We start from the raw sequence: 25,179 nt of genomic DNA, 5'->3' as shown, positions 1-25,179 counted from the left end.
TGGTGGTCGAGGCCGCCGGCCTCAGCCCGCCGCCGACCCGCCGTGCCGCGGCAGGCTCAGCACGAAGCGGCTGCCGCCGCCGTCGCGATCGGTGCACGTCACCCGACCGCCATGGCGCTCGGCGATCTGCCGCACCAGGCTCAGCCCCAGGCCGACCCCGCCCTCGCGCTCGGCATGGCCGGGCAGGCGGTAGAAGGCCTCGAAGATGCGTTCGCGCAGCGCGACCGGCACGCCGGGGCCGCGGTCCAGCACCTCGACCTGCCAGCAGTCCGCGCCCGGCGCCGCACCGGCCTGGCGACTCAGGCGCAGCAGCACCTCGTCGCCGCCGTAGCGCCGCGCGTTCTCCAGCAGGTTGCGCACGGCGCGGCGCAGCAGGCGCTCGCTGCCGCGCAGCTCGACCGTGTGGCCGACGGCCGAGGCATCGATCTCGGCACCCACCCGCGTCGCCTCCTCGACGGCCAGGCCCAGCAGATCGACCGGATCGTCGGCGGCCACGTTCTGCGCGCCGGCGTCGAGCCGGCTGGCCAGCAGCACCTCCTCGACCAGCGCATCGAGCTCGCGGATGTTGGTGTGGATCTCGTGGCGCAGCGCGTCCCGCTCGGATTCGGGCATGGCATCGACCATCTCGACGGCCATCTTCAGCCGCGCCAGCGGCGAGCGCAGTTCGTGGCTGGCGTTGGCCAGCAGGTTCTGGTGGCTGCGCACCAGCTGCTGCACGCGCTCGGCACTGCGGTTGAAGGTGGCGGCCACGGCGGCGACCTCGTCGCGGCCACGGTCGTCGACCCGGCGCGACAGATCGCCGGCGCCGAAGGCCTCGACGCCCGCCTTCAAGGCCTCCAGCCGGCGCGTGAGCCGGCGCACCACCGGGTAGGCGCCGGCCGCCACGGCGACGAACAGCAGCAGCATCAGCACCAGCGGCACCAGGGTGCGCGGCAGGTCGAAGGGCAAGGGCGGCAACAGGGGCAGTGGCGGGCGCAGGCCGTCGGGGCCTTCACCGCGCACCCGATGCGGGCCCGCGCTGCGGTCCGGATCACCGCCCGGACGGGACGGCGGCCCACTGGCCTGATCGGCCAGGGGATGCGGCGCGTCACCGCGCGACAGCGGCCCATCGCCCGCCGGACCGCCGTCGCGCAAGGGCGGGCCTTCGGGGCCCAGGCCATCGCCGGGCGGCCCGTGGCGCAGGGAGCGGCGCGCCAGCCACAGCTGGCGGCCATCGTCGAGCCGCACCGGGTAGGCAGTGGCATCCTCGCGCGCCATGCGGCGGGTGTAGGACGGCGCTTCGGCGATGCGCTGGCCGCGGGCGTCGTCGAGCGCCAGCGGCACCCGCAGGCGCTCCGACCATTCGAGCAAGGCGGCGCGCTGGGTCTGCGCGTCGGCGCTGGCCGGCGGCAGCGCGTGCTCCAGCAACTCGCCCCAGGACTGCACGCGCGCATCGGCCGCGGCCTGGATCTGCGCCCGCTCGGCGTCGAAATGGCGCTGCCACAGCAGCCCCGAGACCAGCGCGAACAGCGCCAGCGTGGCGATGACCGTGAGCCAGATGCGCAGATAGAGCGAGCGCATGCCTCAGCCTCGCGCCGGCGCGATCACCGTCACCTTGACCGGCGTCCACGGGCGGCGGGTGCCGCGGCGCCCGGATGCGGCACGCGGGCTCAATCCTCGATGTCCTGCTTGCGGGCGAACACGTAGCCCGCGCCGCGCACCGTCAGCACCCGCTTGGGCGCCTTGGCATCGTCCTCGATGCAGGCCCGGATGCGCGAGACATGGACGTCGATGCTGCGGTCGAAGGCATCCATCGGATGGCCCTTGAGCGCGTCCATGATCTGGTCGCGGCTGAGCACGCGGCCGGCGCTCTTGGCCAGCACCACCAGCAGGTCGAACTGGTGGCCGGTGAGGTCGCAGGCCTTGCCGTCGATGCGGGCCTGGCGGGCGCCGAGGTCGATCTCCAGGCGGCCGAAGCGCAGCACGTCGTCGGCCTCGGGCTCGGGCTGGGCACGGCGCAGCAGGGCCTTGACGCGAGCCAGCAACTCGCGCGCCTCGAAGGGCTTGGACAGGTAGTCGTCGGCGCCCAGCTCCAGGCCGACGACGCGGTCCAGCGGCTCGCCGCGGGCGGTCAGCATCAGCAGCGGCAGCCGACGGGTGCGTGGCTCGCCGCGCAGCTCACGCGTGAGGTCCAGGCCGTCGCCATCGGGCAGCATCAGGTCGAGCACCAGCGCGTCGTACTGGCCCTGACGCAGGCGCTCGCGGCCCTGGCCCAGCGAGCCAGCGACATCGACCTCGTAGCCGTTGCCCCGCAGATAGCTGCCGACCATGGTCGTCAGGCGGGCGTCGTCATCGATCAGGAGCAGGCGGGAAGCGGTCATGGCAGGCGAAGGCAAGGGCACGGAAGTCACGGCATCGGCACCCCGGCCGGAGCGGGAGCACCTGGAGGATCCGACCGCCCTCAGGCACCGGATCCCGGGCCCGGATCCGGGCCTCGATCGGCGCGATTGTCGAGCCGCCGCGTGCAGCCGCACCGTCCCCAAGGTAAAGAAGCTTGTCGCGGCACCCGATCTGTGTCAGGCGTCGCAGGTCGATCAGCCCTGGGGATCGCGATGACCGCCGGACGCCCCACCGGGGCCCTCGCGCCAGGGCGCCGGACGCATCGCGCCCTCGTCGTCCGGCCCGCCGTGCCGGCGCACCTCGCGCAGCGCATCGGCGAACCGCGTGCGCTGGTCGGCGCTGAGCACGGCCTGCGCCTCCCGCCAGGCCCGCAGCTCCCGCTGGCTGCGCACATTCATGCCGGCGACCAGCCGGACCCGCAGCGCCTCCACCGCGGCCGCATCGGGCACCGGCTGCAGCAGGGCCTCGCCCAGTTGGCCGTGCAGCGTGCGCTGCGCGCGCCCCAGGCGATCCAGATCCCGCTGAAGGGCATCGTCCAGGCTGTGCAGGCGCGCGCTCTGCTCGGCCGTCAAGCGCAGACGCTGCTGCAGCCGGGGATCACCGAGCATGCGCAGGCCCGGCACCAGCGAACCGTCAGCGCCCGGATGGTGACGCACGGGCATCGGCCCTGGCTCGTAGGGGTCGCGGGCCTGCGGGCCATCGGCCTCGTCGCGGGCCTCGAGCGGCGGCGGGCCACGACGCCCATCGGGCCCGGTGCGCGTGGTGGCCGCCGGTGCGGCGGCCGGAGCAGACGCCCCCTCGGCCCGGGCGACACCGGTCTGCGCCAGCACCAGTGCGACGCCCACGGCCGCCAGCGCCAACGTGGCCAGGCTCAGACCCCAGCGCTGCATGAGCGGCATCTCGCTGATCCGGCCCAGCACACCGGCGCGCCGCGCCGGCCACTGACGCTCCGGCCGGTCGGCCCAGGCCGGCAGACGGGAAACAGAACAATTCGCGGCCGTGGCGGCCCCGGCCCCGAGCGGGCCCTGCAGCGGTGTCATCGTGTGCCTTTCGAGCCGCGCCCGCAGCCGGGCGGCGGCAGGCCCGGACTGTGCGCCGCCGGCGTCAGGCCGGCTGTGCGTGCACGTAAAGATGCATGAACCATGGCCGCAGCCACCCGGTGGCCATCGATCCACGAGACCCGGACCGGGAATGCTCAGCCCGGCGCCAGAAAGCAAAAAACCCCAAGTGCGACAAGCACTTGGGGTTTCAGTTTGGCGGAGAAGGGGGGATTCGAACCCCCGATACGGTATAACCGTATGCCGGATTTCGAATCCGGTGCATTCGACCACTCTGCCACCTCTCCTGGTGTTCACCGTGGTCTGTTCGGTGAAGCCCTCTACTATAGCATCGTTTCGGGCTTTGGCCAGCGTTTTTTGCGCTGGTGGATGATCGGCGCGCTCAGCCGATGAACTCGGCGCCGCCCAGATAGGGCCGCAGCGCGGCCGGCACGCGGATGCGGCCGTCGGCCTGCTGGTGGTTCTCCAGCACCGCGACCAGCGCGCGGCCCACGGCCAGGCCCGAGCCGTTGAGCGTGTGGACGAACTCCGGCTTGCCCGCCGCGTTGCGCACGCGGGCCTGCATGCGGCGGGCCTGGAAGGCGCCGCAGTTGCTGACCGAGCTGATCTCGCGGTAGGTGTCCTGCGCCGGCAGCCAGACCTCCAGGTCATAGGTCTTCTGCGCGCCGAAGCCCATGTCGCCGGTCGACAGCAGCACCACGCGGTAGGGCAGCTCCAGCGCCTGCAGCACGGCCTCGGCATGGCCGACCATCTCCTCGAGCGCGGCGTCGCTGGCCTCGGGCGCGGTGATCTGCACCATCTCGACCTTGTCGAACTGGTGCTGGCGGATCATGCCGCGGGTGTCACGGCCGGCCGAGCCGGCTTCCGAGCGGAAGCACGGGGTGTGGCCGGTCAGCTTGATCGGCAGCTGCTCGGGCGCCAGGATGGTGTCGGCCACCGTGTTGGTCAGCGTGACCTCGGAGGTCGGGATCAGGTACCACTTGCTGTCCGAGGCCTCGCCGTCGCCGGAGGTGACGTGGAACAGGTCCTGCTCGAACTTCGGCAGCTGGCCGGTGCCGCGCAGCACGTGGCCCTGCACCATGTACGGCGTCCAGCACTCGGTGTAGCCGTGGCGCTCGGTCTGCGTGTCCAGCATGAACTGGGCGAGCGCGCGGTGCAGGCGGGCGATCGGGCCGCGCATCAGCGTGAAGCGGGCACCCGACAGCTTGACGCCGGCCTCGAAGTCCAGGCCCAGCGGGGCGCCGAGATCGACATGGTCCTTGACCGGGAAGTCGTAGGCGCCGGGCGTGCCCCAGCGGCGTGCCTCGACGTTGGCGCTCTCGTCGGCCCCCACCGGCACGCTGGGGTCCGGCAGATTGGGCACGGACAGCAGCAGGCCCTGCAGCTCGGCCTGCAGCGCGTCCAGGCGGGTGGCACCGGCCGTCATCTCGTCGGCGGCGGCGCTGACCTGGGCCATCAGCGCGGCGGTCTCGGCCGAGGTGTCCTCGCCGGTCTTGGCGGCCTTGCCCTTGAGCATGCCGATCTGCTTGGACAGGCTGTTGCGCTGCGCCTGCAGCTCCTCGGTGCGGGTCTGCAGCGTCTTGCGCTCGGCCTCCAGCGCGGTGAAGCGCTCGACGTCGAGGAAGGGTTGCGGGGTCTTGCGCGTCTCCAGGCGCGCCACCACGGCAGCCAGGTCACGGCGCAGTTGGGTGATGTCCAGCATGTCGGTAGAGGTCCAGGTTGGGGGCGGCTGCGCGGGAGCGGTGCCGGAGCACCGCAGCCCGGACGCAGCGGCCGGAAAAGTCAGGCGGGATGGGAGGGCACGGGACGGAGCGCCAGCGGGCGACCGGCGCGTGCTCAGGCGGCCGGGCCGGCGCCGTCGGCCGCCGCGGCCTCGCGCATCGAGCGGTCGCCCAGCCCCATCGGCAGCGGAAAGCGCACCGATTCCTCGATGCCGGGCATGCGCCGCACGGCCAGCGCGCCGAGTGAGCGCAGCCGCTCGATGACCTGGTCGACCAGGATCTGCGGCGCCGAGGCGCCGGCGGTCAGGCCGACACGCGGGCGGCCCTCGAACCAGGCCGGCTGCAGGTCGGCGGCCGAGTCGATCATGTGGGCCGGCGTGCCCAGGCGCTCGGCCAGCTCGCGCAGGCGGTTGCTGTTGCTGCTGGTCGGGCTGCCGACGACGATGACGATGTCGACCTGCGGCGCCATCAGCTTGACCGCGTCCTGGCGGTTCTGCGTCGCGTAGCAGATGTCCTGCTGCTTGGGCTCGCGCACGTGCGGGAACACGCGCTTGACCTCGGCCAGGATGGCGGCGGCGTCATCGACGCTGAGCGTGGTCTGGGTGACGACGGCCAGCTTGTCGCTGCCCGGGCGCACGCGGCCCACGTCGGCGACGTCCTCGACCAGATGGATGCCGGCGCTGAGCTGGCCCATCGTGCCCTCGACCTCGGGATGGCCCTTGTGGCCGATCATCAGGAACTCGAAGCCTTCCTTGGCCAGCTTGGCGACCTCGACATGCACCTTGGTCACCAGCGGACAGGTGGCGTCGAAGATCTGGAAGCCGCGGGCCGTGGCCTCGTCACGCACCGCCCGGCTGACGCCGTGGGCGCTGAAGATCAGCGTGGCGCCGGCCGGCACCTCGGCCAGGTCCTCGATGAAGATCGCGCCCTTGGCCTTCAGATCGGCCACGACGTAGGTGTTGTGGACGATCTCGTGGCGCACGTAGATCGGCGCGCCGAAACGCTGCAGCGCGCGTTCGACGATCTCGATGGCGCGGTCGACGCCGGCGCAGAAGCCGCGCGGCTCGGCCAGCAGCACGTCGTCGACGCGGGGACCGGAGGCGGCCTGGGCGGCATGGGCTGGGGCGTCGGTCATCTCAGAGCACCCCGATGATCTGCACCTCGAACTGCACGGGCAGGCCGGCCAGCGGGTGGTTGAAGTCGAACAGCAGCCAGCCGCCGTCGGCCGCCGCGGTGTCGCCGAGCTCGCGCACGACGCCGGCATAGCGCGACTGGCCATCGGGGGTCGGAAACTCGACCACGTCGCCGACGTGGTACTCGGCGTCCTTGTCGCCCAGCTGCGTCAGCAGGCTGCGACGCACCTTCTGCAGCATCTGCGGATTGCGCTCGCCGAAGGCCTCGCCCGGCGCTAGTTCGACACGGGTGCGGCTGCCCTCGGCCAGGCCGATCAGGTGGCGTTCGATGGCGGGCGCCAGTTGCCCGGCCCCCAGCGTCAGCGTGGCCGGGGTGCCGTCGAAGGTGTTGACGACGTCGGCGCCGTCGGGTCCGGTCAGCCGGTAGTGCAGGGTCAGGAACGACCCCTCCTGAATGGTGTTCACGCCTGTGGGGGGTTGGAAGGGGGAAGCGCGGAGCGCGGTACGGTGCCTAGACTGAGGCCGCATTCTACGAGGGGCCCCATGACGACCGAGATCTCCGACCCGAACCCGGCCCGGCGCCCGACACGGCCGCACCCTGCCCCGCCCGGCACGGCCGCCCTGAGCGCCGACCCACGCCCGGCCGGCCACACGATGCGCGACCTGCCGGCCGCCCTGCGCCCGCGCGAGAAGCTGCTGAGCCACGGCCCGCAGGCCTTGGCCGATGCCGAACTGCTGGCCCTGCTTCTGCGCACCGGCCTGCGCGGTCAGGGCGTGCTGCAACTGGCCGAGGCCGTGCTGGCCCAGTGCGGCGGTCTGGCGGGCCTGCTGACCGAGGATCCGGCCTCGCTCGGCCGGGTGCGCGGCCTGGGCCCGGCACGGCGCGCCGAGCTGCAGGCGGTGCTGGAACTGGGCCGCCGCGCGATGGCCCAGAGCCTGGGCCGGCGCACCGTGCTCGACAGCCCGCAGACCGTCAAGCAGTACTGCCAGATGCAGCTGGCCACGCGCGACCACGAGGTCTTCGCCGTGCTCTTCCTCGACGCCCAGCTGCGGCTGATCCGGCTCGACGAGCTGTTCCGCGGCACGCTGACGCAGACGAGCGTCTATCCACGCGAAGTGGTCAAGCGCGCGCTGGCGCACAATGCCGCCGCGGTGATCCTCGCGCACAACCACCCGTCGGGCGTGGCCGAGCCGTCACGGGCCGACGAGTTCCTGACGCAGCAGCTGAAGACGGCCCTGGCCCTGGTCGACGTGCGGGTGCTGGATCACCTGGTGGTGGCCCGGGCCGCCGTGGTGTCGATGGCCGAACGAGGACTGGTGTGAAGATCAAGAGCCTGGCGGAGCTGGGGGCGCTGCGCGACGCGGTGGCCCGCGCCGCCCGCGAGGAAGCCGAGGCACGCGCCCGCGAGGCCGCCCGCCAGCGCGAGGCCCAGCGCCGCGCCGAGGCCGATGCCGGTCTGTTCGCCCGCAGCGTCGGCCGCGTGCATCCGATGCCCGAGCGCAACCTGGCCGAGCTGGCGCTGCCACGCCCCAGCCCGCACCCGCGCCAGCGCGAGGCCGACGAGCGCGCGGCGCTGGCCGCCTCGCTGTCCGACGAGGTCACGGTCGAATCGCTGCTGCTGACCGATGACGGGCTGAGCTTCCGCCGCCCGGGCGTCGGCCCCGACGTGGTGACCAAGCTGCGCCGCGGCCACTGGGCGCTGCAGGGTCAGGTCGATCTGCACGGCTACACGCGCGACGGCGCGCGCGAACTGCTGGCCGAGTTCATCCGTGAATCGCACCGCCGCGGCATGCGCTGTCTGCGCGTGGTGCATGGCAAGGGCAACGGCTCACCGCGCAAGCAGCCGGTGCTCAAGGCCAAGGTGCAGCGCTGGCTGGCCCAGCGCGACGAGGTGATCGCCTTCGCCCAGGCCAGCGGTCCGCAGGGGGGCGCCGGGGCGCTGGTGGTGCTGCTGGCCGGGCTGTCGGCGCGCTGAGCCGCCGCGCAATGCGGCACACCGGTGCGAGCGCCCGGGCTCAACCACCCTGGTTGCGCATCCAGTCGGCGGTGCCGTAGAAGGCCTGGGCCAGACGGGCGCTGAAGCCGGCGTCCAGCTTCAGCTCCTCCATCGCCTGGATCATGCAGGCCATCCACTGGTCGCGCTCGCGGATGCCGATCGGAAACGGCATGTGGCGCGCACGCAGGCGTGGATGGCCGAAGCGCTCGATGTAGTGGTTGGGGCCGCCCAGCCAGCCGCAGAGAAACCAGTGCAGCTTGTCGCGTGAGCCATCGAGCGGGGTCGGATGCAGCGCGCGCAGCTCGGCGTAGGCCGGCTCCAGGTCCATCAGGTCGTAGAAACGGTCGACCAGGGCCCGCACGCCGGGTTCCTGGCCGATCAGCTCATAGGCCGTCGGGCCCTCGGGGCGGGCGTCGTCATCGTCACGGGAGGGGGTGCGGGCGTCGGAGTTCATGGTCGGAAGGCCGGCGGCGCGGGCCGCCAGCCATGCAGCAAACATCGCCCGATTGGACCATCAAGACCGGTTCAAGACCGGCCGAGGACCGGCGACGGCCAGCGGACCCCGCCCGCCGGGGCCGGCGGCAGCGGACGGGTGACGGCCGCCCTCGCCCGTCCTCGCCCGCCCTTGCCCGCCCTTGTGCGCCCTCCCCCGCACACCCCCTCAGGCCGCGGCCATCAGCCGCGACGCGGCCAGGGCCAGGGCCAGGGCGGCCGGGCTGCCGGGCGCCTGTTCGAGCAGCAGCTGGCGGCGCAGCACGCAGTCACGCACCGCGGTGTCGGCCGGCACCTCGCCCAGCAGACGCAGCCGCGGCGGCCGCGGCCCGACATAGCGGTCGAGCACCTGCTGGAGCTGTGCGGCCAGCGCGGCGCCCTCGCCGGCACGCTGGACCTGGTTGACCAGCAGATGCAGCGGGCGGGGGCGCTGGTGGCGGTCCAGCACCTTGATGGTGGCGTAGGCATCGGCCAGGGCGGTCGGCTCGGGCGTGGTCACCACCAGCACCTCGTCGGCCAGCGAGACGGTGTAGAGCACGACGTCGGACAGCCCGGCGCCGGTGTCCAGCACGATCACGTCCAGGTAGGGGCGCAGTTGCTGCAGCAGGCGCTGCAGGCGGTCGCGCACCTCGGGCGTCAGGCGTGAGTACTCGACCAGGCCCGAGCCGGCCAGCAGCGCGTGGAAGCCACCGGGCGCATCGACCAGCGCCTCGCGCACGTCGGCCTCGCCGGTGAACACCTGGTGCAGCGTGATGCGGGCGGACAGGTTCAGCACCACGTCGAGGTTGGCCAGCCCGAGGTCGGCATCCAGCACCAGCACCCGCTGCCCGCCGCGGGCCAGCGCCGCGGCCAGATTGGCGCCGACCTGGGTCTTGCCGACGCCGCCCTTGCCGCTGGTGACCGCCAGCACCCGCGCGCCGTCACCGCCACGCGGCCGACCCAGACGATCGGACAGATCGGGCCAGGCGGCGGCCTCGGCGGACAGGGAATCGTGCGTCGGGTCGGTCATCGTCGGAACATCGGAGGACACGGCATCCGCGGGCTGCGGAGGCAACGGGGAAACAGCCGGCGGGCGGGGGCTCATGCGACATGCGGCGCCACGAGGCCGCCCAGAAGCAGTTCACGTTCGGCCACGCTGACGTCGGAGCTGACGGCGGCCTCGAAGCAGGCCCGGTCACGGCCCTCGGACTTGGCCCGGTAGAGCTGGAGATCGGCCCGCGCCAGCCACAGGGCGGGTGTCGATCGCACCCACTGCGGCGCATAGGCCCCGCCGACGCTGACCGTGACCGACAGCCGCTGGCCACCGGACTGCGGCCAGTCCGCGCGCGCCAGGCGCTGGCGCACCCGCTCGGCGATCTGCGGGGCGAAGGCCGGTGGGCAGTTGGGCAACAGCAGGCCGAACTCCTCGCCACCGAGCCGGGCGACGAGGTCCATCGGCCGGATGCTGTCGGCCAGCGCACGGGCGACGGTGCGGATCACCGCATCACCGGCCGGATGGCCATGGGTGTCGTTGACGCGCTTGAAGTGATCGATGTCGACCAGCAGCAGCAGCGCCGGCTCGGCCGTGCGCGCGACACGGTCGATCTCGCGCACCAGCGCCAGCTCGAAGCTGCGGCGGTTGGCGATGCCGGTCAGCGCATCGCGGCTGGACAGCGCGACCAGGGCGTCGATCAGCCGCTGCAGACCGGCCGCGTCGCACGGCGCCGTCATCGGACCGTCGATGCCCGCGTGGTGCAGCAGGGCCAGGGCCTCGTCCAGGCACAGCCCGGCCAGCGGCGTGGAGGGATCGGTCGGAGCATCGGGGCCCGCGGGCCGCAGCGGATCGCTCACGCCGGTCAGCGGAGTACAGGTCGAATGAGCCGGAGCAGACACGGTAGTGGCACGCGGAGGAAACAGCAGGACGCGGGACAGGACACGGGCAGACGGACAGGACACCGGACCCGGGGCACGACCTGCGCAGCCCCCCGAGCGGTGCACCGCAGTCTGCCCGCCGCCCGACCGGGGCAAACCCTGAACAGCGGGCCGGGGCGCGGGCAGTTTTCTCATCCCGCCACCGCCGCCCGCCTCAAGCCCCGGGCGGGGCGGCCGAAACCGTTCTCAGCGTCGCCAGACACCCGCTGCCGTGTCCCGTCCCGTGCCACCGCGCGCACCCTGCCAGGGTGTGGCGGCCGCGGCGTCGCTGCCCCGCGTCTTCCAGCCCCGTATTTGCCGATGACCGATCCCGCCACGCTCAGCCGCAGCAGCCCGTCCGAGAGCCAGGAGTTCGCGTTCTCCGCCGCCGACTTCGACAAGGTGCGCGAGCTGATCTACCAGCGCGCCGGCATCAGCCTGCATGCCGGCAAGCAGGCGATGGTCTACAGCCGGCTGTCGCGCCGGCTGCGCGAGACCGAGCACCGCAGCTTCGCCACCTACCTGCAGTGGCTGCAGCAGAACACCGGCCCCTCGGGCGAGGCCGAATGGCAGGAATTCATCAACTGCCTGACCACCAACCTGACCTCCTTCTTCCGCGAGGAACACCATTTCCACGCGCTGACCGACGATCTGAAGGCCCGCGCCGGTCAGCCGATCCGCATCTGGTGCAGTGCCTCGTCGACCGGTGAGGAGCCCTATTCGATCGCGATCACGGCGGCCGAGACGCTCGGCGCCGGCGCCAACGTGCGCATCGTGGCCAGCGACATCGACACCAAGGTGCTGGGCACCGCCCAACGCGGCGTCTACGAGGCCAGTGCACGCGGCCTGTCGCCCGAGCGGCTGAGCCGCCACTTCCTGCGCGGCAAGGGCGGCAACGCCGGCTACATCCGCGTCAAGCCGGAGCTGGCACGGCTGATCGAGTTCCGCAGCTTCAACCTCATGACCCGCGGCTGGCAGCTGGGCGAGCCCTTCGACCTGATCTTCTGCCGCAACGTGATGATCTATTTCGACGCGCCCACGCAGCGCCAGGTGCTGCAGCAGATGCACGGCGTGCTCAAGCCCGGCGGGCTGCTCTACGTGGGCCACTCCGAGAACTTCACCGACGCGCGCGACCTGTTCCGCCTGCGCGGCAAGACCATCTACCAGAAGCAGTGAGGACGGCCCCCGCCGCGACGACCGCATGATCTCCAGTGCCCCTGCCTCCGCCCTCGCCCGCCCCGGCCATGCCGCGCCGGTCAGCAGCAGCGTGCTGCAGAACTCGGCCCGCCTGACCAAGCTGAAAGCCGCGCCCCGGGCCCCGGGCGAAGCGTCGTTCTTCTTCTGGGACGCGCATTTCCGCAACGAAGCCGTCAAGGTGCTGCCCGGCGAGTGGTTCGTCCACGACGAGGACATCCTGATCACCACCACGCTGGGCAGCTGCATCGCCGCCTGCATCTGGGACCGTGAGCGCCGCATCGGCGGCATGAACCATTTCATGCTGCCGGAAGGCAACGACTCCAGTGGCCGCTACGGCAGCTACGCGATGGAACTGCTGATCAACAACCTGATGAAGCGCGGCGCCTCGCGCCTGACGCTGGAAGCCAAGATCTTCGGTGGCGGCGCGGTGATCGGCGGCATGAACACCATCAACGTCGGCGAGCGCAACACGCAGTTCGTCATCGACTACCTGAACACCGAACGGATCCCGATCGTCAGCCGCGACGTGCTCGAGATCTACCCGCGCAAGGTCTGCTTCCTGCCCGCCTCGGGCAAGGCCATGGTCAAGCGCCTGGCGCCGACGCACACCGACAACCTGCTCGCACAGGACCGCGCCGCCGCACAGCGTGCGGCCGCACCGGCGAGCACCGGTGGCGGCTCCGTCGACCTGTTCTGAGCCCCGGCCCCGACGATCAACCTGGCGCCGTCCGTCCTGCGGGCGGCGCTGCAAGAAGCAGCCCGAACAATGTCAAAGACCAAAGTGGTGGTGGTGGACGATTCCGCCCTGGTGCGCGGCCTGCTGGCCGAGATCATCAACCAGCAGCCGGACATGCAGTGCATCGGCGCGGCGGCTGATCCGCTGCAGGCCCGCGAGATGATCCGCACCCTCAATCCGGACGTCATCACGCTGGACGTCGAGATGCCGAAGATGGACGGCATCGACTTCCTGTCGCGCCTGATGCGGCTGCGCCCGATGCCGGTGGTGATGGTCTCGACGCTGACCGAGCGCGGTGCCGAGGTGACGATGCGCGCGCTCGAACTCGGCGCGGTCGACTTCGTGGCCAAGCCCAAGATCGGCGTGGCCGACGGCCTGCGCCAGCTGGCCGAGGACATCACCGACAAGATCCGCACCGCCGCGCAGGCCACCGTCAAGCGCCTGCCGCCGGCCGCCGCGCCGGCCCCGGGCGCACCGGCCGGCGCCGCCGCGGCACCGACGATCCGGCCGGCCGCACCGGTGGCCGGCCTCGGCCGGCTGTCGACCGAGAAGATCATCTTCATCGGCGCGTCCACCGGCGGCACCGAGGCGACCAAGGAAGTGCTGATGAACCTGCCGCCGGACGCGCCGGCGGTGATGATCACCCAGCACATGCCGCCGGGCTTCACCAAGAGCTACGCGACGCGGCTGGACGGCCTGTGCCGCATCCGCGTCAAGGAGGCGAGCGACGGCGAACGCGTGCTGCCCGGCCATGCCTACATCGCGCCGGGCGGCCTGCATCTGAGCGTCGAGCGCTCGGGCGCCAACTACATCGCCCGCGTGAAGGATGGCGACCCGGTCAACCGCCACAAGCCCAGCGTCGAGGTGCTGTTCGAGTCGGCGGCCCGCGTGGTCGGCCAGAACGCGCTCGGCGTGATGCTGACCGGCATGGGCGCCGACGGCGCCCGCGCGATGAAGGTCATGCGCGACGCCGGCAGCTTCAACATCTGCCAGGACGAGGCCAGCTGCGTGGTCTTCGGCATGCCGCGCGAGGCGATCGCGCAAGGCGCGGCGCACGAGGTGCTGCCGCTGCAGCGCATCGCGCCCTCGCTGGTCGAGCACCTGCGCGTGAACTACGGCAGCTCGATGAACCGGGTCTGAGACCCGTCGCCCGGCCGGCGTGCCGGGCGCGCCGTCTCAGTCCGCCAGGAACAGCGACTGCACGTCGCTGAGGAAATCGAAGCCGCGGGCACTCGGCCGCACCTGGGTGTCGTCGCCCAGGCCCACGCGCTCGATCAGGCCTCGCCGCTCGGCCTCGTCCAGGCCACGGGCGATGGCCGACGGCGGCAGCCCGGTGCGCTCGCGGAACTGCGCGATCGAGAAGCCGTCCTTCAGCCGCAGCGCGTTGAGCATGTACTCGAAGGGCAGCTGCTTGCGCGCCACCTCCTCGTCATTGCTCATCGCCTGGCCGGCATCGCCCGACAGCGCCTTCTCGACGTAGGTGGCCGGATCGCGCCAGCGCACCTGGCGCACGATGCGGTGCGGATAGCTGAGCTTGCCGTGGGCGCCGGCGCCCAGGCCGAGGTAGTCGCCGAACTGCCAGTAGTTCAGGTTGTGCAGGCAGCGGTGGCCGCCACGCGCGAAGGCCGAGACCTCGTAGCGGTTCAGACCCGCGGCCGCGGTGCGCGCGACGATGGCGTCGAGCATCTCGCTGGCCAGATCGTCGTCGGGCAGGTCCGGCGGCGGCTCGTTGGCGAAGCGCGTGTTGGGCTCGACCGTCAGGTGGTAGATCGACAGGTGCGGCGGGTGGAAGCCCAGCGCGGTGTCGAGCTCGCCGTGCAGGTGCGCCAGGCTCTGGCCGGGCAGCGCGTACATCAGGTCGAGGTTGAAGGTGTCGAAGCAGGCCGCGGCCTCGGCCACCGCGGCACGCGCCTGTGCGCCGTCGTGCACCCGACCCAGCCGCCGCAGCATCGCGTCGTCGAAGCTCTGCACGCCGATCGACAGCCGCGTCACGCCCGCCTGGCGGAAGGCGCGGAAGCGGTCGCGCTCGAAGGTGCCGGGGTTGGCCTCCAGCGTGATCTCGCAGCCCGGCAGCGTGGGCAGCAGGGTGCGCACCTGGGTCAGCAGGCGGTCGATGCCGTCGGGGCTGAACAGGCTGGGCGTGCCGCCGCCGATGAAGATGCTGGCCACCGGCCGGCCCCAGACCTGGGGCAGCGCGGCCATCAGGTCGGCCAGCACCGCCTCGATGTAGCGGTCCTCGGGCAGCGCGGCGCGGCCCTCGGCATCGCGCGGTGCGGCATGGCTGTTGAAGTCGCAGTACGGGCACTTGGCCAGGCACCACGGCAGGTGGATGTAGAGCGACAGCGGCGGCGGATCGCCGAGCTGCAGGGTGCCCGGGCGCAGATAGCGCGAGACGATGTCGGTCATGCGCGCTCCGTCAGGCCCCGATCCGCCAGGCGTCGCGCAGCTGGCGGCGCAGTTCGGCGGCGGCCCGCGCGCGGTGGCTGTGGGCGTTCTTGATCCCGGACGGCAGTTCGGCCACGGTGGCCTGCTGGTCGGGGACGAACATCAGCGGGTCATAGCCGAAGCCGTGGTCGCCACGCGGCTCGTCCAGGATCAGGCCGGGCCAGCGGCCGACGGCCACCAGCGGCTCCGGGTCCTCGGCATGGCGGATCGCCACCAGCGTGCAGATGAAGTGGGCATGGCGCTCGGCCGGTGCACCGGCGGCCTCGCGGGCCTGCAGCGCGGCCCGCAGCGCGGCGTTGTTGGCCGCATCCTGGCGCCGGCGCAGCGCCTCGCGCGCCTCGCCGGGCTGCGCGTCGAGCAGGCCGCCGTAGTGGGCCGAGATCACGCCCGGCGCCCCACCGAGCACGCCCACGCACAGGCCGGAGTCGTCGGCGATGGCTGCGCCGCCGCTGGCCGCGGCCGCATGGCGGGCCTTGGCCAGCGCGTTCTCGACGAAGCTGTGGTGCGGCTCCTCGGCTTCGGCGATGCCCAGGCTGCCCTGGGTGACGAGGCCCAGCGGCAGACCGTCGAGCAGCGCCTGCAGCTCGGCGAGCTTCTTGGCGTTGTTCGAGGCCAGCACCAGGCGCAGCGGACGGGTGGCGGAGATCGGTGCGGACATGGACATGGCGGCGGCTCCGGCCTCAGGCGGCGGCCGGCAGCACGCGCTGCGCGACCTCGCCGAGGGCCACGCGCTGCGCGGCCAGCAGCTCACGGATGCCGGCATCGGCCAGATCCAGCAGCTGGCCCATCTCGGTGCGGCTGAAGGCCACGCCCTCGGCGGTGCCCTGCACCTCGACGAAGTGACCGGCGCCGGTCATCACCACGTTCATGTCGGTGTCGCAGGCCGAGTCCTCGACGTACTCCAGGTCCAGCAGCGGCGTGCCCTCGACGAGGCCCACCGAGATCGCGGCCACCTGGTCACGGATCGGGCTGCGCGCCAGCTTGCCCTCGGCCAGCAGGCGGCCGACCGCATCGGCCGCGGCCACCCAGGCGCCGGTGATGGCCGCGGTGCGGGTGCCACCGTCGGCCTGCAGCACGTCGCAGTCCAGCGTGATCGTGCGCTCGCCGAGCGCGGCGAGGTCGAACACCGCGCGCAGCGAGCGGCCGATCAGGCGCTGGATCTCCTGCGTGCGGCCGCTCTGCTTGCCCTTGGCCGCCTCGCGGGCGCCGCGGGTGTGGGTGGCGCGCGGCAGCATGCCGTACTCGGCCGTCACCCAGCCCTCGCCGCTGCCCTTCTTGTGCGGCGGCACGCGGTCCTCGACCGAGGCGGTGCACAGCACCTGGGTGGCGCCGAAGCTCACCAGCACCGAGCCCTCGGCATGGCAGGTGAAGCCGCGCTGGAGACGGACAGGGCGCAGGGCAGCGGCGGCACGGCCGGCGCTGCGGGAATAGGTGGCGGTCATGGTGGAAGAAGCGGCGGAAGGGAACGGGGATCGGCCAGCCCCGGAGGAGGCCGGCCGCAGGAAAGCGGACGATCGGACGGCGCGGGCCGGATCATGCACCGGTGCGGCGCAGCGGGCCGACGCCGGCCCGGCGGTACCGCGTCAGGCCGCGTCGGTCAGGCCCGTGCGGCCTCAGACGCGGCGCTGCGAGGCCCGGCGGATGGCCTCGTTGATCTCGCGGATCGAGCGCTCGATCTCGGCCTCGTCGAGATCGCCGCTGGCATCGCCCGGAGCGCTCACGCTGGCCTGGATGGTCGAGGCGAAGATCTCGTCACCGCTCGCACGGGTGGCCGCCGCAGCGGCCGCATCGGCATGGTCGTCCCCCTCGAACTCGAGGGCCAGCACGGTGACGTTGTCGCTGCGGGCACCGGCGGTGCGCAGCGCCTGCTCGGCCAGCTCGGGCACCGCGTCGGTGACGCTGCGCTTGCACAACACGTCGAGGATGGCGGCGTCGTTGACGGCACCCCACAGGCCATCGCTGCACAGCATGATGCGGTCGCCCGGCTGCATCGGCGCGGGGCCACCGGTGTCGACCACCGGCCGGCCCGGGCTGCCCAGGCAGGTGAACAGCACGTTGCGGTTGGCCGCCTGGCTGGCGGTGGCCGCGGCGGTGGCCGGCGGCAGGTTGCCGCTGCCGTGGAGCTCGGAGTAGCTGTGGTCGCGCGTGCGCGCCAGCAGCTGCTCGCCGCGCACGAGGTACAGCCGCGAGTCACCGCAATGCGACCAGTAGGCGGTCGAGCCCTGCACCACGCAGGCGACGATGGTCGTGCGCGGCGTGTCCAGCAGGCCGCGCTCATGGGCATAACGCAGCAGCGCCTGGTGCGCGGCCATGATGGACTCGGCCAGGAAGCGGGCCGGGTCCTTCAGCGTCGGCTTGGCCTCACGCTGGAAGTGGGCGGCCAGCGTCTGCAGGGCCATCTGCGAGGCGACCTCGCCTTCCGGATGGCCGCCCATGCCGTCGGCCAGCGCGAACAGCCCGGCCGCCCGCGTGTAGCAGTAGCCCATCCGGTCCTCGTTCTTCGGCCGGCCGCCCTTGCGGCTGACCTGGTAGACGGAGAACCTCATGGCTTGGCCCCGGTCTTCAGGCTCTCGATCTGCAGCTTCATGCGCTCGGTGAAGCTGAGCTTGGTGTAGCGGCGCTCGGTCTCGCGGCTGAGTTCCTTCTGCAGCGCGAACACGCTCTGCGGCCGGCTCAGCGGATCGAGCGACATGCACCACTCCGTGACCTCGATCAGGTTGTCGGAGTAGACATTGCGCAGCCGCGACAGCGACAGCGCCAGGCGGTCCTTGTCGAGCCGCTGCGGCGCGTCGTTGGGCGGATAACCCTGCATGCACGCGTAGATGCAGGCGCCGATCGCGTAGATGTCGGTCCAGGGGCCCAGCGTGCCGTCGCGGCGGTACATCTCGGGCGCGGCGAAGCCCGGCGTGTACATCGGCCGGATGAAGTGGCCTTCCTTGCTCAGCACCTCACGCGCGGCACCGAAGTCCAGCATCACCGCCTTGTTCTCGTTGGTGATGAAGATGTTGGCCGGCTTGATGTCCAGGTGCAGCATCTTGTGCTGGTGCACGATGCGCAGGCCGCGCAGGATCTCGTCGAACAGGCTGCGGATGGTGCTCTCGCGGAACACCTTGTCGCGCTTGAGATCGCGGGCGGTGACGATGAAGTCCTGCAGCGTGTCGCCCTGCAGGTAGTTCATCACCATGTAGACCGTCTCGTTCTGACGGAAGAAGTTCAGCACCGAGACCACGCTCGGATGGCTGATCTGGGCCAGCGAGCGGCCCTCCTCGAAGAAGCTCTTGAGGCCCAGGCGGTACAGCGGCTGCTTCTCGGGCTTGACGCGCGGGATCAGCTCGCCCGACGCACGCTCGGCCAGCGAGGCGGGCAGGTATTCCTTGATCGCGACCAGATGGCCCTGCTCGTCCTCGGCCACGTAGACGACGCCGAAGCCCCCGGCCGCCAGCTTCTTGACCACGCGGTAGTCCCCTACCACGGTACCAGCGGGCAAGGGTGCCGGCTTGGTCTTTGACATAATCGATGAGCAGGCTTGAGCGGTCGGTTGGGAGTGACGACCCGGCTGCCCGCGGGCGACACGACCGATGCCGTGCGCGCCGTTCCGGCATCGTGCCGCCCGTGGCGGTGCCCTCCGGCACAGGCCGCCGGCACGGTGGCCGGCCACGCTTGCTGCGCCCCGCCATCCACGCCGTACGCCCCACGCCCTGCGCCGTACCGGTCATCACAGCAGCCGACCCGGCGACCCTGACACCCCCGATCCAGCACGAGATGAAAGCCAAGCCAGTTTACAGCATGACCGGTTACGCACAGGCCGTCTGCGAGCCCCCCGCCGCGGGTGGCGATGAAGCGCCGGCACGGCCGGCCGGCCGTGCCGCGGCAGCGGTCGAGCTGCGCTCGGTCAACAGCCGTTTTCTCGACTTGGCACTGCGCATGCCTGACGAACTGCGCGGGCTCGAACCGGGCCTGCGCGAGCTGCTGACCCAGTCCTTGCGCCGCGGCAAGGTGGAGCTGCGGCTGAGCACCCAGCAGCAAGCCGACGGGGCCTGGCCGCAGCCACAGCCCGAGCAACTGCTGCGACTGGCCCAGCTCGAATCGACCGTCGCCACCTGGCTGCCGCGGGCGCAGCCCCTGTCGGTCAACGAGGTGCTGCAGTGGTGCCGTGGCAGCCAGACCGCCCCGCGACTGGACGAGGCCGTGATGCACGCCGCCCGCCAGGCGGTCGACGGCCTGCTGGAGGCCCGCGCCCGCGAGGGCGCCCGCCTGGTGCAGGTGCTGCTGGAGCGCTGCGCCCATCTGCGCACGCTGGCCACGCAGGCCGCCCCGCTGCTGCCGCAGGTCGTGCAGCGCCAGCAGCAGCGCTTCCTGGAACGCTGGAACGAGGCGCTGGGCCAGGCCGGCGCAGCCGCCAGCCTGACCGCCACCCAACTGGCCGAGCGCGCCCTCAACGAGGCCGCCGCCTACGCGATCCGCATCGACGTGGCCGAGGAACTGGCGCGCCTGAACGCCCACCTCGACGAGATCACCCGCCTGCTGCAGGCCGGCGGCGAGGTCGGCAAGCGGCTGGACTTCCTGATCCAGGAACTGCACCGCGAGGCCAACACCCTCGGCAGCAAGTCCGCGGCGCTCGAACTGACCACCATCTCGGTCGAGATGAAGGTGGCCATCGAGCAGATGCGCGAGCAGGTGCAGAACCTGGAGTGATGTCCTGGATCGCCAGCGCGCGCGGCTTTGCGACAATCCGGCGATGGAAACCCCCGGCAACCTCTTCGTCGTCGCCGCGCCGAGTGGCGCAGGCAAGTCCAGCCTCGTCAAGGCGCTGCTCGAGCTCGACTCGCACCTGCAGGTCTCCGTCTCCCACACCACGCGCAAGCCCCGCGGCCAGGAGGTCGACGGGCGCGAGTACTGGTTCACCGACATGGCCACGTTCCGCGCCATGGTCGACGCCGGTGACTTCATCGAATGGGCCGAAGTGCATGGCAACTGCTACGGCACCTCGCGCCGCGCCGTCGACGCCCGCCTGGCCCAGGGCGAGGACGTGGTGCTGGAGATCGACTACCAGGGCGCGCTGCAGATCAAGCAGCTGTTCCCGCACGCGATCCTGATCTTCATCCTGCCGCCGAGCTACGTCGAGCTGCGCCAGCGCCTGACGCGCCGCGGCGAGGACCCGCCCGAGGTCATCGAGCAGCGCATGGTCAACGCCCGCCACGAGGTCGCGCAGGCACGGCACTTCGACTTTGTTATCATCAACGGTTTGTTCGAGACGGCGCTTTTCGATCTGAAATGCGTCGTGCACTCGCAGCGGCTGCGCTACGCGGCCCAGCTGCGCAACAAGTCGCAGGTGTTCTCCGCCCTGGATCTGATCCCGGCGCAGCACACCACCGGCGCCTGAGACGGCTCCGGCGACCCCCCTCACGGAGCACCGTCATGGCCCGCATCACCGTCGAAGACTGCCTGAACAAGATCCCGAACCGCTTCCAGCTGGTGCTGGCCGCGACCTATCGCGCCCGCATGCTGAGCCAGGGCCACGCGCCCAAGATCGACAGCAAGAACAAGCCGGGCGTGACCGCACTGCGCGAGATCGCCGCCGGCGAGGTCGGCACCGAGATGCTGCGCCGCGTGCCGCTGTAAGCCAGTCCCGCACGGGCCTGCGGTCCGCGATGCGGCGCATGCCCCTCCCTCCGATGTCCGGCCGCCTCGCGGGCCGGCATCGACAAGGCACCCCCGGGTGCCTTTTTCATTTCCGGCCGGTGCGGCCATCCAAAGCAGGCTAAATTCCGTCACATGGGGATCCGCACCTTCGCCGCCGAACTGTTGTTGCCCGCCGCACTGCAGCCCAAGAGCCGGGCCGCCGCCCAGAACCCGAACGGCACGGTCAGCCCGCCGGACGAGGTCAGCACCTACGCCGAGCTGGCCGACAAGCTCGGCTACCTCGGCAAGGCCGAGGTCAAGCAGGTGCGCGAGGCCTACAAGTTCGCCGACGAGGCCCATCTGGGCCAGTTCCGCGCCTCGGGCCAGCCCTACATCACGCACCCGCTGGCCGTCGCCGGTCTGGTGGCCGACTGGCGGCTGGACGCCCAGGCCGTGATGGCCGCGCTGATGCACGACGCGATGGAGGACTGCGGCATCACCAAGGTCGAGCTGATCGAGCGCTTCGGCGCACCGACGGCCGAGCTGGTCGACGGGCTGACCAAGCTCGACAAGCTGCAGTTCAGTACCCGCGAGGAAAGCCAGGCCGAGAGCTTCCGCAAGATGCTGCTGGCGATGACGCGCGACGTGCGCGTCATCCTGGTCAAGCTGGCCGACCGGCTGCACAACATGCGCACCATGGCCGCGATGGCGCCGCACAAACGGGCCCGCATCGCCCGCGAGACGCTGGACATCTACGCGCCGATCGCCCACCGGCTGGGTCTGAACATGATCTACCGGGAGCTGCAGGAGCTCTCCTTCGCCTACCTGCACCCCTGGCGCCATGCGGCACTGTCCAAGGCCGTGCAGCGCGCCCGCGGCTACCGGCGCGACATCGTCGAGCGGGTGCGCGGCGATGTCGACAAGGCCTTCGCCGGCCACAAGATCAAGGTCCAGGTCTCGGGCCGAGAGAAGACGGTCTACAGCATCTACCGCAAGATGCGCGAGAAGCACGCCGGCTTCGCCCAGGTCAACGACATCTTCGGCTTCCGCATCCTGGTGCCGACGCTGCTGGAGTGCTACACGGCCATCGGCGCGCTGCACCAGCTCTACAAGCCGGTGCCCGGCCGCTTCAAGGACTACATCGCGATCCCCAAGGCCAACGGCTACCAGAGCCTGCACACCACGCTGGTCAGCCCGCTGGGCACGGCGGTGGAGTTCCAGGTGCGCACCGAGCCGATGCACGCGGTGGCCGAGAGCGGCATCGCCGCGCACTGGATCTACAAGCACGAGGGCAAGTCCGGCGGCGCCGGCGAGGCCCAGCGCCTGGGCGCGATGTGGCTCAAGAGCCTGCTCGACATCCAGGACGACACGCGCGACGCGACCGAGTTCCTGGAGCACGTGAAGATCGACCTCGTGCCCGAGGCCGTCTACGTCTTCACGCCGATGAGCAAGATCCTGGCGCTGCCGCGCGGCGCCACCGCGGTCGACTTCGCCTACGCGATCCACTCCGACGTCGGCGACCACACGGTGGCGGCCAAGATCAACGGTGAGCCGGTGGCCCTGCGCACCGAGCTCAAGAGCGGCGACGTGGTCGAGGTCATCACCGCGCCGAACGCGCGCCCCAACCCGGCCTGGCTGAACTTCGTGCGCACGGGCCGGGCACGCAGCAAGATCCGCCACTACCTGAAGAACCTGGAGCTGGAGGAGTCCCGCACGCTGGGCGAAAAGCTGCTGGCCCAGGCGCTGCGTGCCGAAGGACTGCTGCTGCCCTCGGAAGAGGCGGACGACGGCGACGCGCTGGCCCTCTGGCAGGCCCTGATCCGCTGGAGCGGCAACCGCAGCCGCACCGATCTGCTGGTGGACATCGGCCTGGGTCGCAAGATCGCCACCATCGTGGCCAAGCGACTGGCGCAGCTGATGCGCGAACGGGGCAACCGCCCGGATGCGGTCACGCTGACGCTCAACCGCTACGCGCACGACGACGTGACGCCGGCCGCCGCCGCGGTGGCGCTCGACGGCACGGAAGGCGCGTCGGTGCAGCTGGCCACCTGCTGTCATCCGATCCCCGGCGACGAGGTGCGCGGCTACCTGGGCCGCGGCGAGGGCCTGGTGGTGCACACCTGCGACTGCGCGACCGGACGGCGCCAGGCCGAACGTGATCCGGAGCGCTGGATGGCCATCGAATGGGCCGAGCAGCCCAAGCGGGCCTTCGACACCGGCGTCAAGCTGATGGTGCGCAACGGCAAGGGCGTGCTGGCGCAGATCGCCCAGGCCATCAGCGCGGCCGAGGCCGACATCCGCCACATCGACATGGACCATGACGGCCAGGCCGACGCGACCGAGCTGCGCCTGCTGCTGTCGGTGCGCGACCGCCAGCATCTGGCCGACGTGCTGCGCACCCTCAAGCGCAGCCCGCCGGTGCTGCGCGCGGCCCGCATCAAGCCCTGAACCGGCGCGTGAATTTCGCACAACCCACGCCCCAGGCGGGCTCCTAGAGTCGACTCCAGACCGCGCACGCACGCGGCACTTGCTCAGGGTTTGGGCCGGCCGGCTCCCGATGACGGATTCCGTCTTCGGGGCCGGCCCTGTCCTTCGCCGCCATCGGTGGTGGCGGCAGGGCCCGCCGGCTCAGGCCGGTGGCGCCGGATAGCGCACCTCGACGACCTCCAGCACCTCGACGCCACCGGGCGTCTGCAGGCGCACCTCGTCACCCTCGCGTGCTTTCAGCAGCGCGCGCGCGATCGGCGAGATCCAGCTCACCTCACCTGCCAGCGCATCGGCCTCGTCGATGCCCTTGATCGTGATCGTCCGCTCCTCGCCACGGGTGGTGGCGTAGGTGACGGTCGCACCGAAGAAGATCTGGTCATTGCCGTGGTGGAGCGACGGATCGGCCACTTCGGCCTGGTCCAGACGCCGGGTCAGGAAGCGGATGCGACGGTCGATCTCGCGCAGGCGCTTCTTGCCGTAGAGGTAGTCCCCGTTCTCGCTGCGGTCGCCGTTCTTGGCCGCCCAGCTGACGGTCTCGACCATCTTCGGCCGCTCCTCATCCATCAGCTGCAGCCACTCGGCGCGCAGGCGGGCGTAGCCCTGCGGCGTCATGTAGTTCTTCGTCCCCTGCGGCAGGGGCGACGGACCGCCGGGATCATCGTCCTCGTCGTCAGCGGCATCGGATTCGCGGGTGAAGGCTTTGCTCATGCGTCGGGCCTGGCGGACGGCAGCGGGGATGGCGGGGCCGAGGGCGGCGGCGGGGGCACGCAGGGATCCTCGGCCGGTCGGCCGGGCGTCTGCCACAGCAGGTCGTAGGGGCCGTCGGCCGGCTCGCCCACGACGCCGAAGCCCACGCTCAGCACCCGCCAGCCGGGCTGCGCGGCCGCGGCCAGCACCGGCACGCCGTAGTCGAGCCGGACATGGCCGTTGCCGGCCAGCAGCACGGCCAGATCGGTGCGCTGGCGGGCTGCGGCCAGGGCCTGCCACATCGCCGCGTCACGGGCGCGCTGGGCCAGCCGCATGCCCGGCAGCCGGGCCTCGGGCATCTGGCCGCAGTGGCTGTCACGCAGGTCGGCATCCAGTCGGCTGCGGGCCACCGGGCCCAGCGGAGCGGCCTGCAGCAAGGCCAGCAGCGCCGGCGGCAGTGCGGATTCGCCCTCGCGCACCACCCGCCGCACCTGCTCCAGCGGCAGATTGGCGCCGCCGAACTCGACGGCCAGACCGTCGCGCCGGCCCAGATCCAGCGGATCGAACAGCGGCTCGTACAACGGCCAGCCCCAGATGCGAGGGTCGAAACCGGCCGCCTGCAGGCGGGCCAGCAGCGCCGACGGCCCCTGGGTGGCGGCGTCCGCCGACGGGATCTGGCGGCCCTGCAACAGCTGCTCGGCGACCACGCCGAGGCGCTGTCGCGCGGCGCCGGCCGCCGCGGGGCCGGCCGGCTGCCGGGCCAGGGCCAGCAGCAGCGCCCCGCGGCGCACATGGTGTTCGGGCTCGTCGTGGCGCTCGCCGAGCAGCAGCAGATCGGTGGTGGCCAAGCGCTCGCGCAGCAGCCGCTCGTCCAGCGGTTGCTGGCGCGGATCACGCAGATCGATCAGGCGGTCGGACGGGCCGAGCCAGGGCGCCACCGGCAGGGCCGCAGCGCCCGGCGCGCGATCGCCGGCGCGTGCGATGCCCGTGGCAGCGCACCAGGAGGCCGCCAGGGCCAGGCCGGCACGGCACACGGCATGCCGCCGGCCGGTATCGGTCCGGCCGGGCCGGCCGGACCGGGAGTCGCGGCCGTCGTCCTCGCTCCGCCCATCACGCACATCGACTGACCACCTTCGCACCCTGCACCTCCATGACTGCCGGAATCCCCGATGCCGTCGGCGGCCGGCGTGGACCGCCGGCCCGCCGCTCACCTGCCGCGCGACACGGCGGGACGGCAACGGTACCGGATCGATTGTGGGGCCGCAGACGCAACGGTCATGGCGTGGCGCCCGGCATCGCCTGTGCAGACGCCGGACGCGGCCCGTCACGGCCACG

Annotated in this window: 25 protein-coding genes and 1 tRNA gene; 9 read left to right on the top strand and 17 right to left on the bottom strand. The window is 71.9% G+C overall.

Features of this window, described 5'->3' with window-relative positions; translation table 11 throughout:
* Positions 1-21: 21 nt before the first annotated feature.
* From AACH11_RS19745 to AACH11_RS19715, 7 genes are all read right to left on the bottom strand, one after another.
* On the bottom strand, positions 22-1,560 hold the full coding sequence (locus AACH11_RS19745) for a sensor histidine kinase (RefSeq protein ID WP_341375982.1): 1,539 nt from the start codon (positions 1,558-1,560) through the stop codon (positions 22-24).
* Positions 1,561-1,649: 89 nt separating this feature from the next.
* Positions 1,650-2,360: a response regulator transcription factor gene (locus AACH11_RS19740; protein WP_341375981.1), complete on the bottom strand. Its 711-nt coding sequence runs from the start codon at positions 2,358-2,360 to the stop codon at positions 1,650-1,652.
* A gap of 213 nt (positions 2,361-2,573) precedes the next feature.
* Entirely contained in the window at positions 2,574-3,278 is a 705-nt protein-coding gene (locus AACH11_RS19735) for a Spy/CpxP family protein refolding chaperone (protein ID WP_341375980.1), read from the bottom strand.
* Between the two features lie 355 nt (positions 3,279-3,633).
* A tRNA-Ser gene (locus AACH11_RS19730) sits at positions 3,634-3,724 on the bottom strand.
* Between the two features lie 95 nt (positions 3,725-3,819).
* Positions 3,820-5,139, bottom strand: coding sequence for a serine--tRNA ligase (serS, locus tag AACH11_RS19725; protein ID WP_341375979.1), 1,320 nt, complete (start codon positions 5,137-5,139; stop codon positions 3,820-3,822).
* Positions 5,140-5,273: 134 nt separating this feature from the next.
* Positions 5,274-6,293 (bottom strand): 4-hydroxy-3-methylbut-2-enyl diphosphate reductase, encoded by a 1,020-nt coding sequence (gene ispH, locus AACH11_RS19720; protein ID WP_341375978.1) that lies wholly within the window; start codon positions 6,291-6,293, stop codon positions 5,274-5,276.
* A gap of 1 nt (position 6,294) precedes the next feature.
* Positions 6,295-6,756, bottom strand: a complete 462-nt coding sequence (locus AACH11_RS19715; RefSeq protein WP_341375977.1) for an FKBP-type peptidyl-prolyl cis-trans isomerase — start codon at positions 6,754-6,756, stop codon at positions 6,295-6,297.
* 189 nt (positions 6,757-6,945) lie between these two features.
* On the opposite strand from AACH11_RS19715, the gene radC reads away from it, so the two are divergent.
* Both radC and AACH11_RS19705 read left to right on the top strand, forming a co-directional pair.
* Positions 6,946-7,614, top strand: coding sequence for a RadC family protein (gene radC, locus AACH11_RS19710; RefSeq protein ID WP_341375990.1), 669 nt, complete (start codon positions 6,946-6,948; stop codon positions 7,612-7,614).
* Positions 7,611-8,267, top strand: a complete 657-nt coding sequence (locus tag AACH11_RS19705; RefSeq protein WP_341375976.1) for a Smr/MutS family protein — start codon at positions 7,611-7,613, stop codon at positions 8,265-8,267. Before radC ends, AACH11_RS19705 begins: the two co-directional genes overlap by 4 nt.
* A gap of 40 nt (positions 8,268-8,307) precedes the next feature.
* On the opposite strand, the gene AACH11_RS19700 is transcribed toward AACH11_RS19705, so the two are convergent.
* The 3 genes from AACH11_RS19700 to AACH11_RS19690 form a co-directional block, all read right to left on the bottom strand.
* Complete coding sequence (locus AACH11_RS19700) at positions 8,308-8,742, bottom strand: group II truncated hemoglobin (RefSeq protein ID WP_341375975.1); 435 nt, start codon at positions 8,740-8,742, stop codon at positions 8,308-8,310.
* Positions 8,743-8,949: 207 nt separating this feature from the next.
* Entirely contained in the window at positions 8,950-9,789 is an 840-nt protein-coding gene (locus tag AACH11_RS19695) for a MinD/ParA family protein (RefSeq protein ID WP_341375974.1), read from the bottom strand.
* 71 nt (positions 9,790-9,860) lie between these two features.
* On the bottom strand, positions 9,861-10,610 hold the full coding sequence (locus AACH11_RS19690; RefSeq protein WP_341375973.1) for a GGDEF domain-containing protein: 750 nt from the start codon (positions 10,608-10,610) through the stop codon (positions 9,861-9,863).
* A gap of 381 nt (positions 10,611-10,991) precedes the next feature.
* Here AACH11_RS19690 and AACH11_RS19685 point away from each other — a divergent pair, with 381 nt between their 5' ends.
* The 3 genes from AACH11_RS19685 (at position 10,992) to AACH11_RS19675 (ending at position 13,743) form a co-directional block, all read left to right on the top strand.
* Positions 10,992-11,846 (top strand): CheR family methyltransferase, encoded by an 855-nt coding sequence (locus tag AACH11_RS19685; protein ID WP_341375972.1) that lies wholly within the window; start codon positions 10,992-10,994, stop codon positions 11,844-11,846.
* 25 nt (positions 11,847-11,871) lie between these two features.
* Positions 11,872-12,564 (top strand): chemoreceptor glutamine deamidase CheD, encoded by a 693-nt coding sequence (gene cheD, locus AACH11_RS19680; RefSeq protein WP_341375971.1) that lies wholly within the window; start codon positions 11,872-11,874, stop codon positions 12,562-12,564.
* A gap of 69 nt (positions 12,565-12,633) precedes the next feature.
* On the top strand, positions 12,634-13,743 hold the full coding sequence (locus AACH11_RS19675) for a protein-glutamate methylesterase/protein-glutamine glutaminase (protein WP_341375970.1): 1,110 nt from the start codon (positions 12,634-12,636) through the stop codon (positions 13,741-13,743).
* Positions 13,744-13,779: 36 nt separating this feature from the next.
* Here the strand turns inward: AACH11_RS19675 and hemW are convergent, their stop codons facing one another.
* The 5 genes from hemW to AACH11_RS19650 form a co-directional block, all read right to left on the bottom strand.
* Positions 13,780-15,009 carry a radical SAM family heme chaperone HemW gene (hemW, locus tag AACH11_RS19670; protein WP_341375969.1) on the bottom strand — a complete coding sequence of 410 codons (1,230 nt, stop codon included), beginning with the start codon at positions 15,007-15,009 and terminating at the stop codon, positions 13,780-13,782.
* A gap of 10 nt (positions 15,010-15,019) precedes the next feature.
* A complete protein-coding gene (locus AACH11_RS19665; RefSeq protein ID WP_341375989.1) occupies positions 15,020-15,676 on the bottom strand; it encodes a non-canonical purine NTP pyrophosphatase in 657 nt (218 codons plus the stop codon).
* A gap of 52 nt (positions 15,677-15,728) precedes the next feature.
* Positions 15,729-16,490 (bottom strand): ribonuclease PH, encoded by a 762-nt coding sequence (gene rph, locus AACH11_RS19660; RefSeq protein WP_341375968.1) that lies wholly within the window; start codon positions 16,488-16,490, stop codon positions 15,729-15,731.
* A 171-nt stretch (positions 16,491-16,661) separates the two neighbouring features.
* A complete protein-coding gene (locus AACH11_RS19655) occupies positions 16,662-17,594 on the bottom strand; it encodes a PP2C family protein-serine/threonine phosphatase (RefSeq protein ID WP_341375967.1) in 933 nt (310 codons plus the stop codon).
* A complete protein-coding gene (locus tag AACH11_RS19650; protein WP_341375966.1) occupies positions 17,591-18,559 on the bottom strand; it encodes a serine/threonine protein kinase in 969 nt (322 codons plus the stop codon). The genes AACH11_RS19655 and AACH11_RS19650 overlap by 4 nt, the downstream gene beginning before the upstream one ends.
* Positions 18,560-18,834: 275 nt before the next feature.
* On the opposite strand from AACH11_RS19650, the gene AACH11_RS19645 reads away from it, so the two are divergent.
* From AACH11_RS19645 to AACH11_RS19630, 4 genes are all read left to right on the top strand, one after another.
* Positions 18,835-19,743, top strand: coding sequence for a YicC/YloC family endoribonuclease (locus AACH11_RS19645; protein ID WP_341375965.1), 909 nt, complete (start codon positions 18,835-18,837; stop codon positions 19,741-19,743).
* 43 nt (positions 19,744-19,786) lie between these two features.
* Positions 19,787-20,431, top strand: coding sequence for a guanylate kinase (gmk, locus tag AACH11_RS19640; RefSeq protein WP_341375964.1), 645 nt, complete (start codon positions 19,787-19,789; stop codon positions 20,429-20,431).
* Positions 20,432-20,466: 35 nt separating this feature from the next.
* Positions 20,467-20,670: a DNA-directed RNA polymerase subunit omega gene (rpoZ, locus tag AACH11_RS19635; RefSeq protein ID WP_341375963.1), complete on the top strand. Its 204-nt coding sequence runs from the start codon at positions 20,467-20,469 to the stop codon at positions 20,668-20,670.
* Positions 20,671-20,823: 153 nt separating this feature from the next.
* Positions 20,824-23,118: a RelA/SpoT family protein gene (locus AACH11_RS19630; RefSeq protein WP_341375962.1), complete on the top strand. Its 2,295-nt coding sequence runs from the start codon at positions 20,824-20,826 to the stop codon at positions 23,116-23,118.
* A gap of 180 nt (positions 23,119-23,298) precedes the next feature.
* Here AACH11_RS19630 and greB read toward each other — a convergent pair whose 3' ends face one another.
* Complete coding sequence (gene greB / locus AACH11_RS19625) at positions 23,299-23,865, bottom strand: transcription elongation factor GreB (protein WP_341375961.1); 567 nt, start codon at positions 23,863-23,865, stop codon at positions 23,299-23,301.
* On the bottom strand, positions 23,862-24,878 hold the full coding sequence (locus AACH11_RS19620; RefSeq protein WP_341375960.1) for a ChaN family lipoprotein: 1,017 nt from the start codon (positions 24,876-24,878) through the stop codon (positions 23,862-23,864). The genes greB and AACH11_RS19620 overlap by 4 nt, the downstream gene beginning before the upstream one ends.
* Positions 24,879-25,179 lie beyond the last annotated feature (301 nt).

Origin of the sequence: Pseudaquabacterium rugosum, from assembly GCF_038066575.1 — a bacterium.
Classification (GTDB): Bacteria; Pseudomonadota; Gammaproteobacteria; order Burkholderiales; family Burkholderiaceae_C; genus Pseudaquabacterium; species Pseudaquabacterium rugosum.
This window is presented reverse-complemented; position numbering and strand designations above follow the sequence as displayed.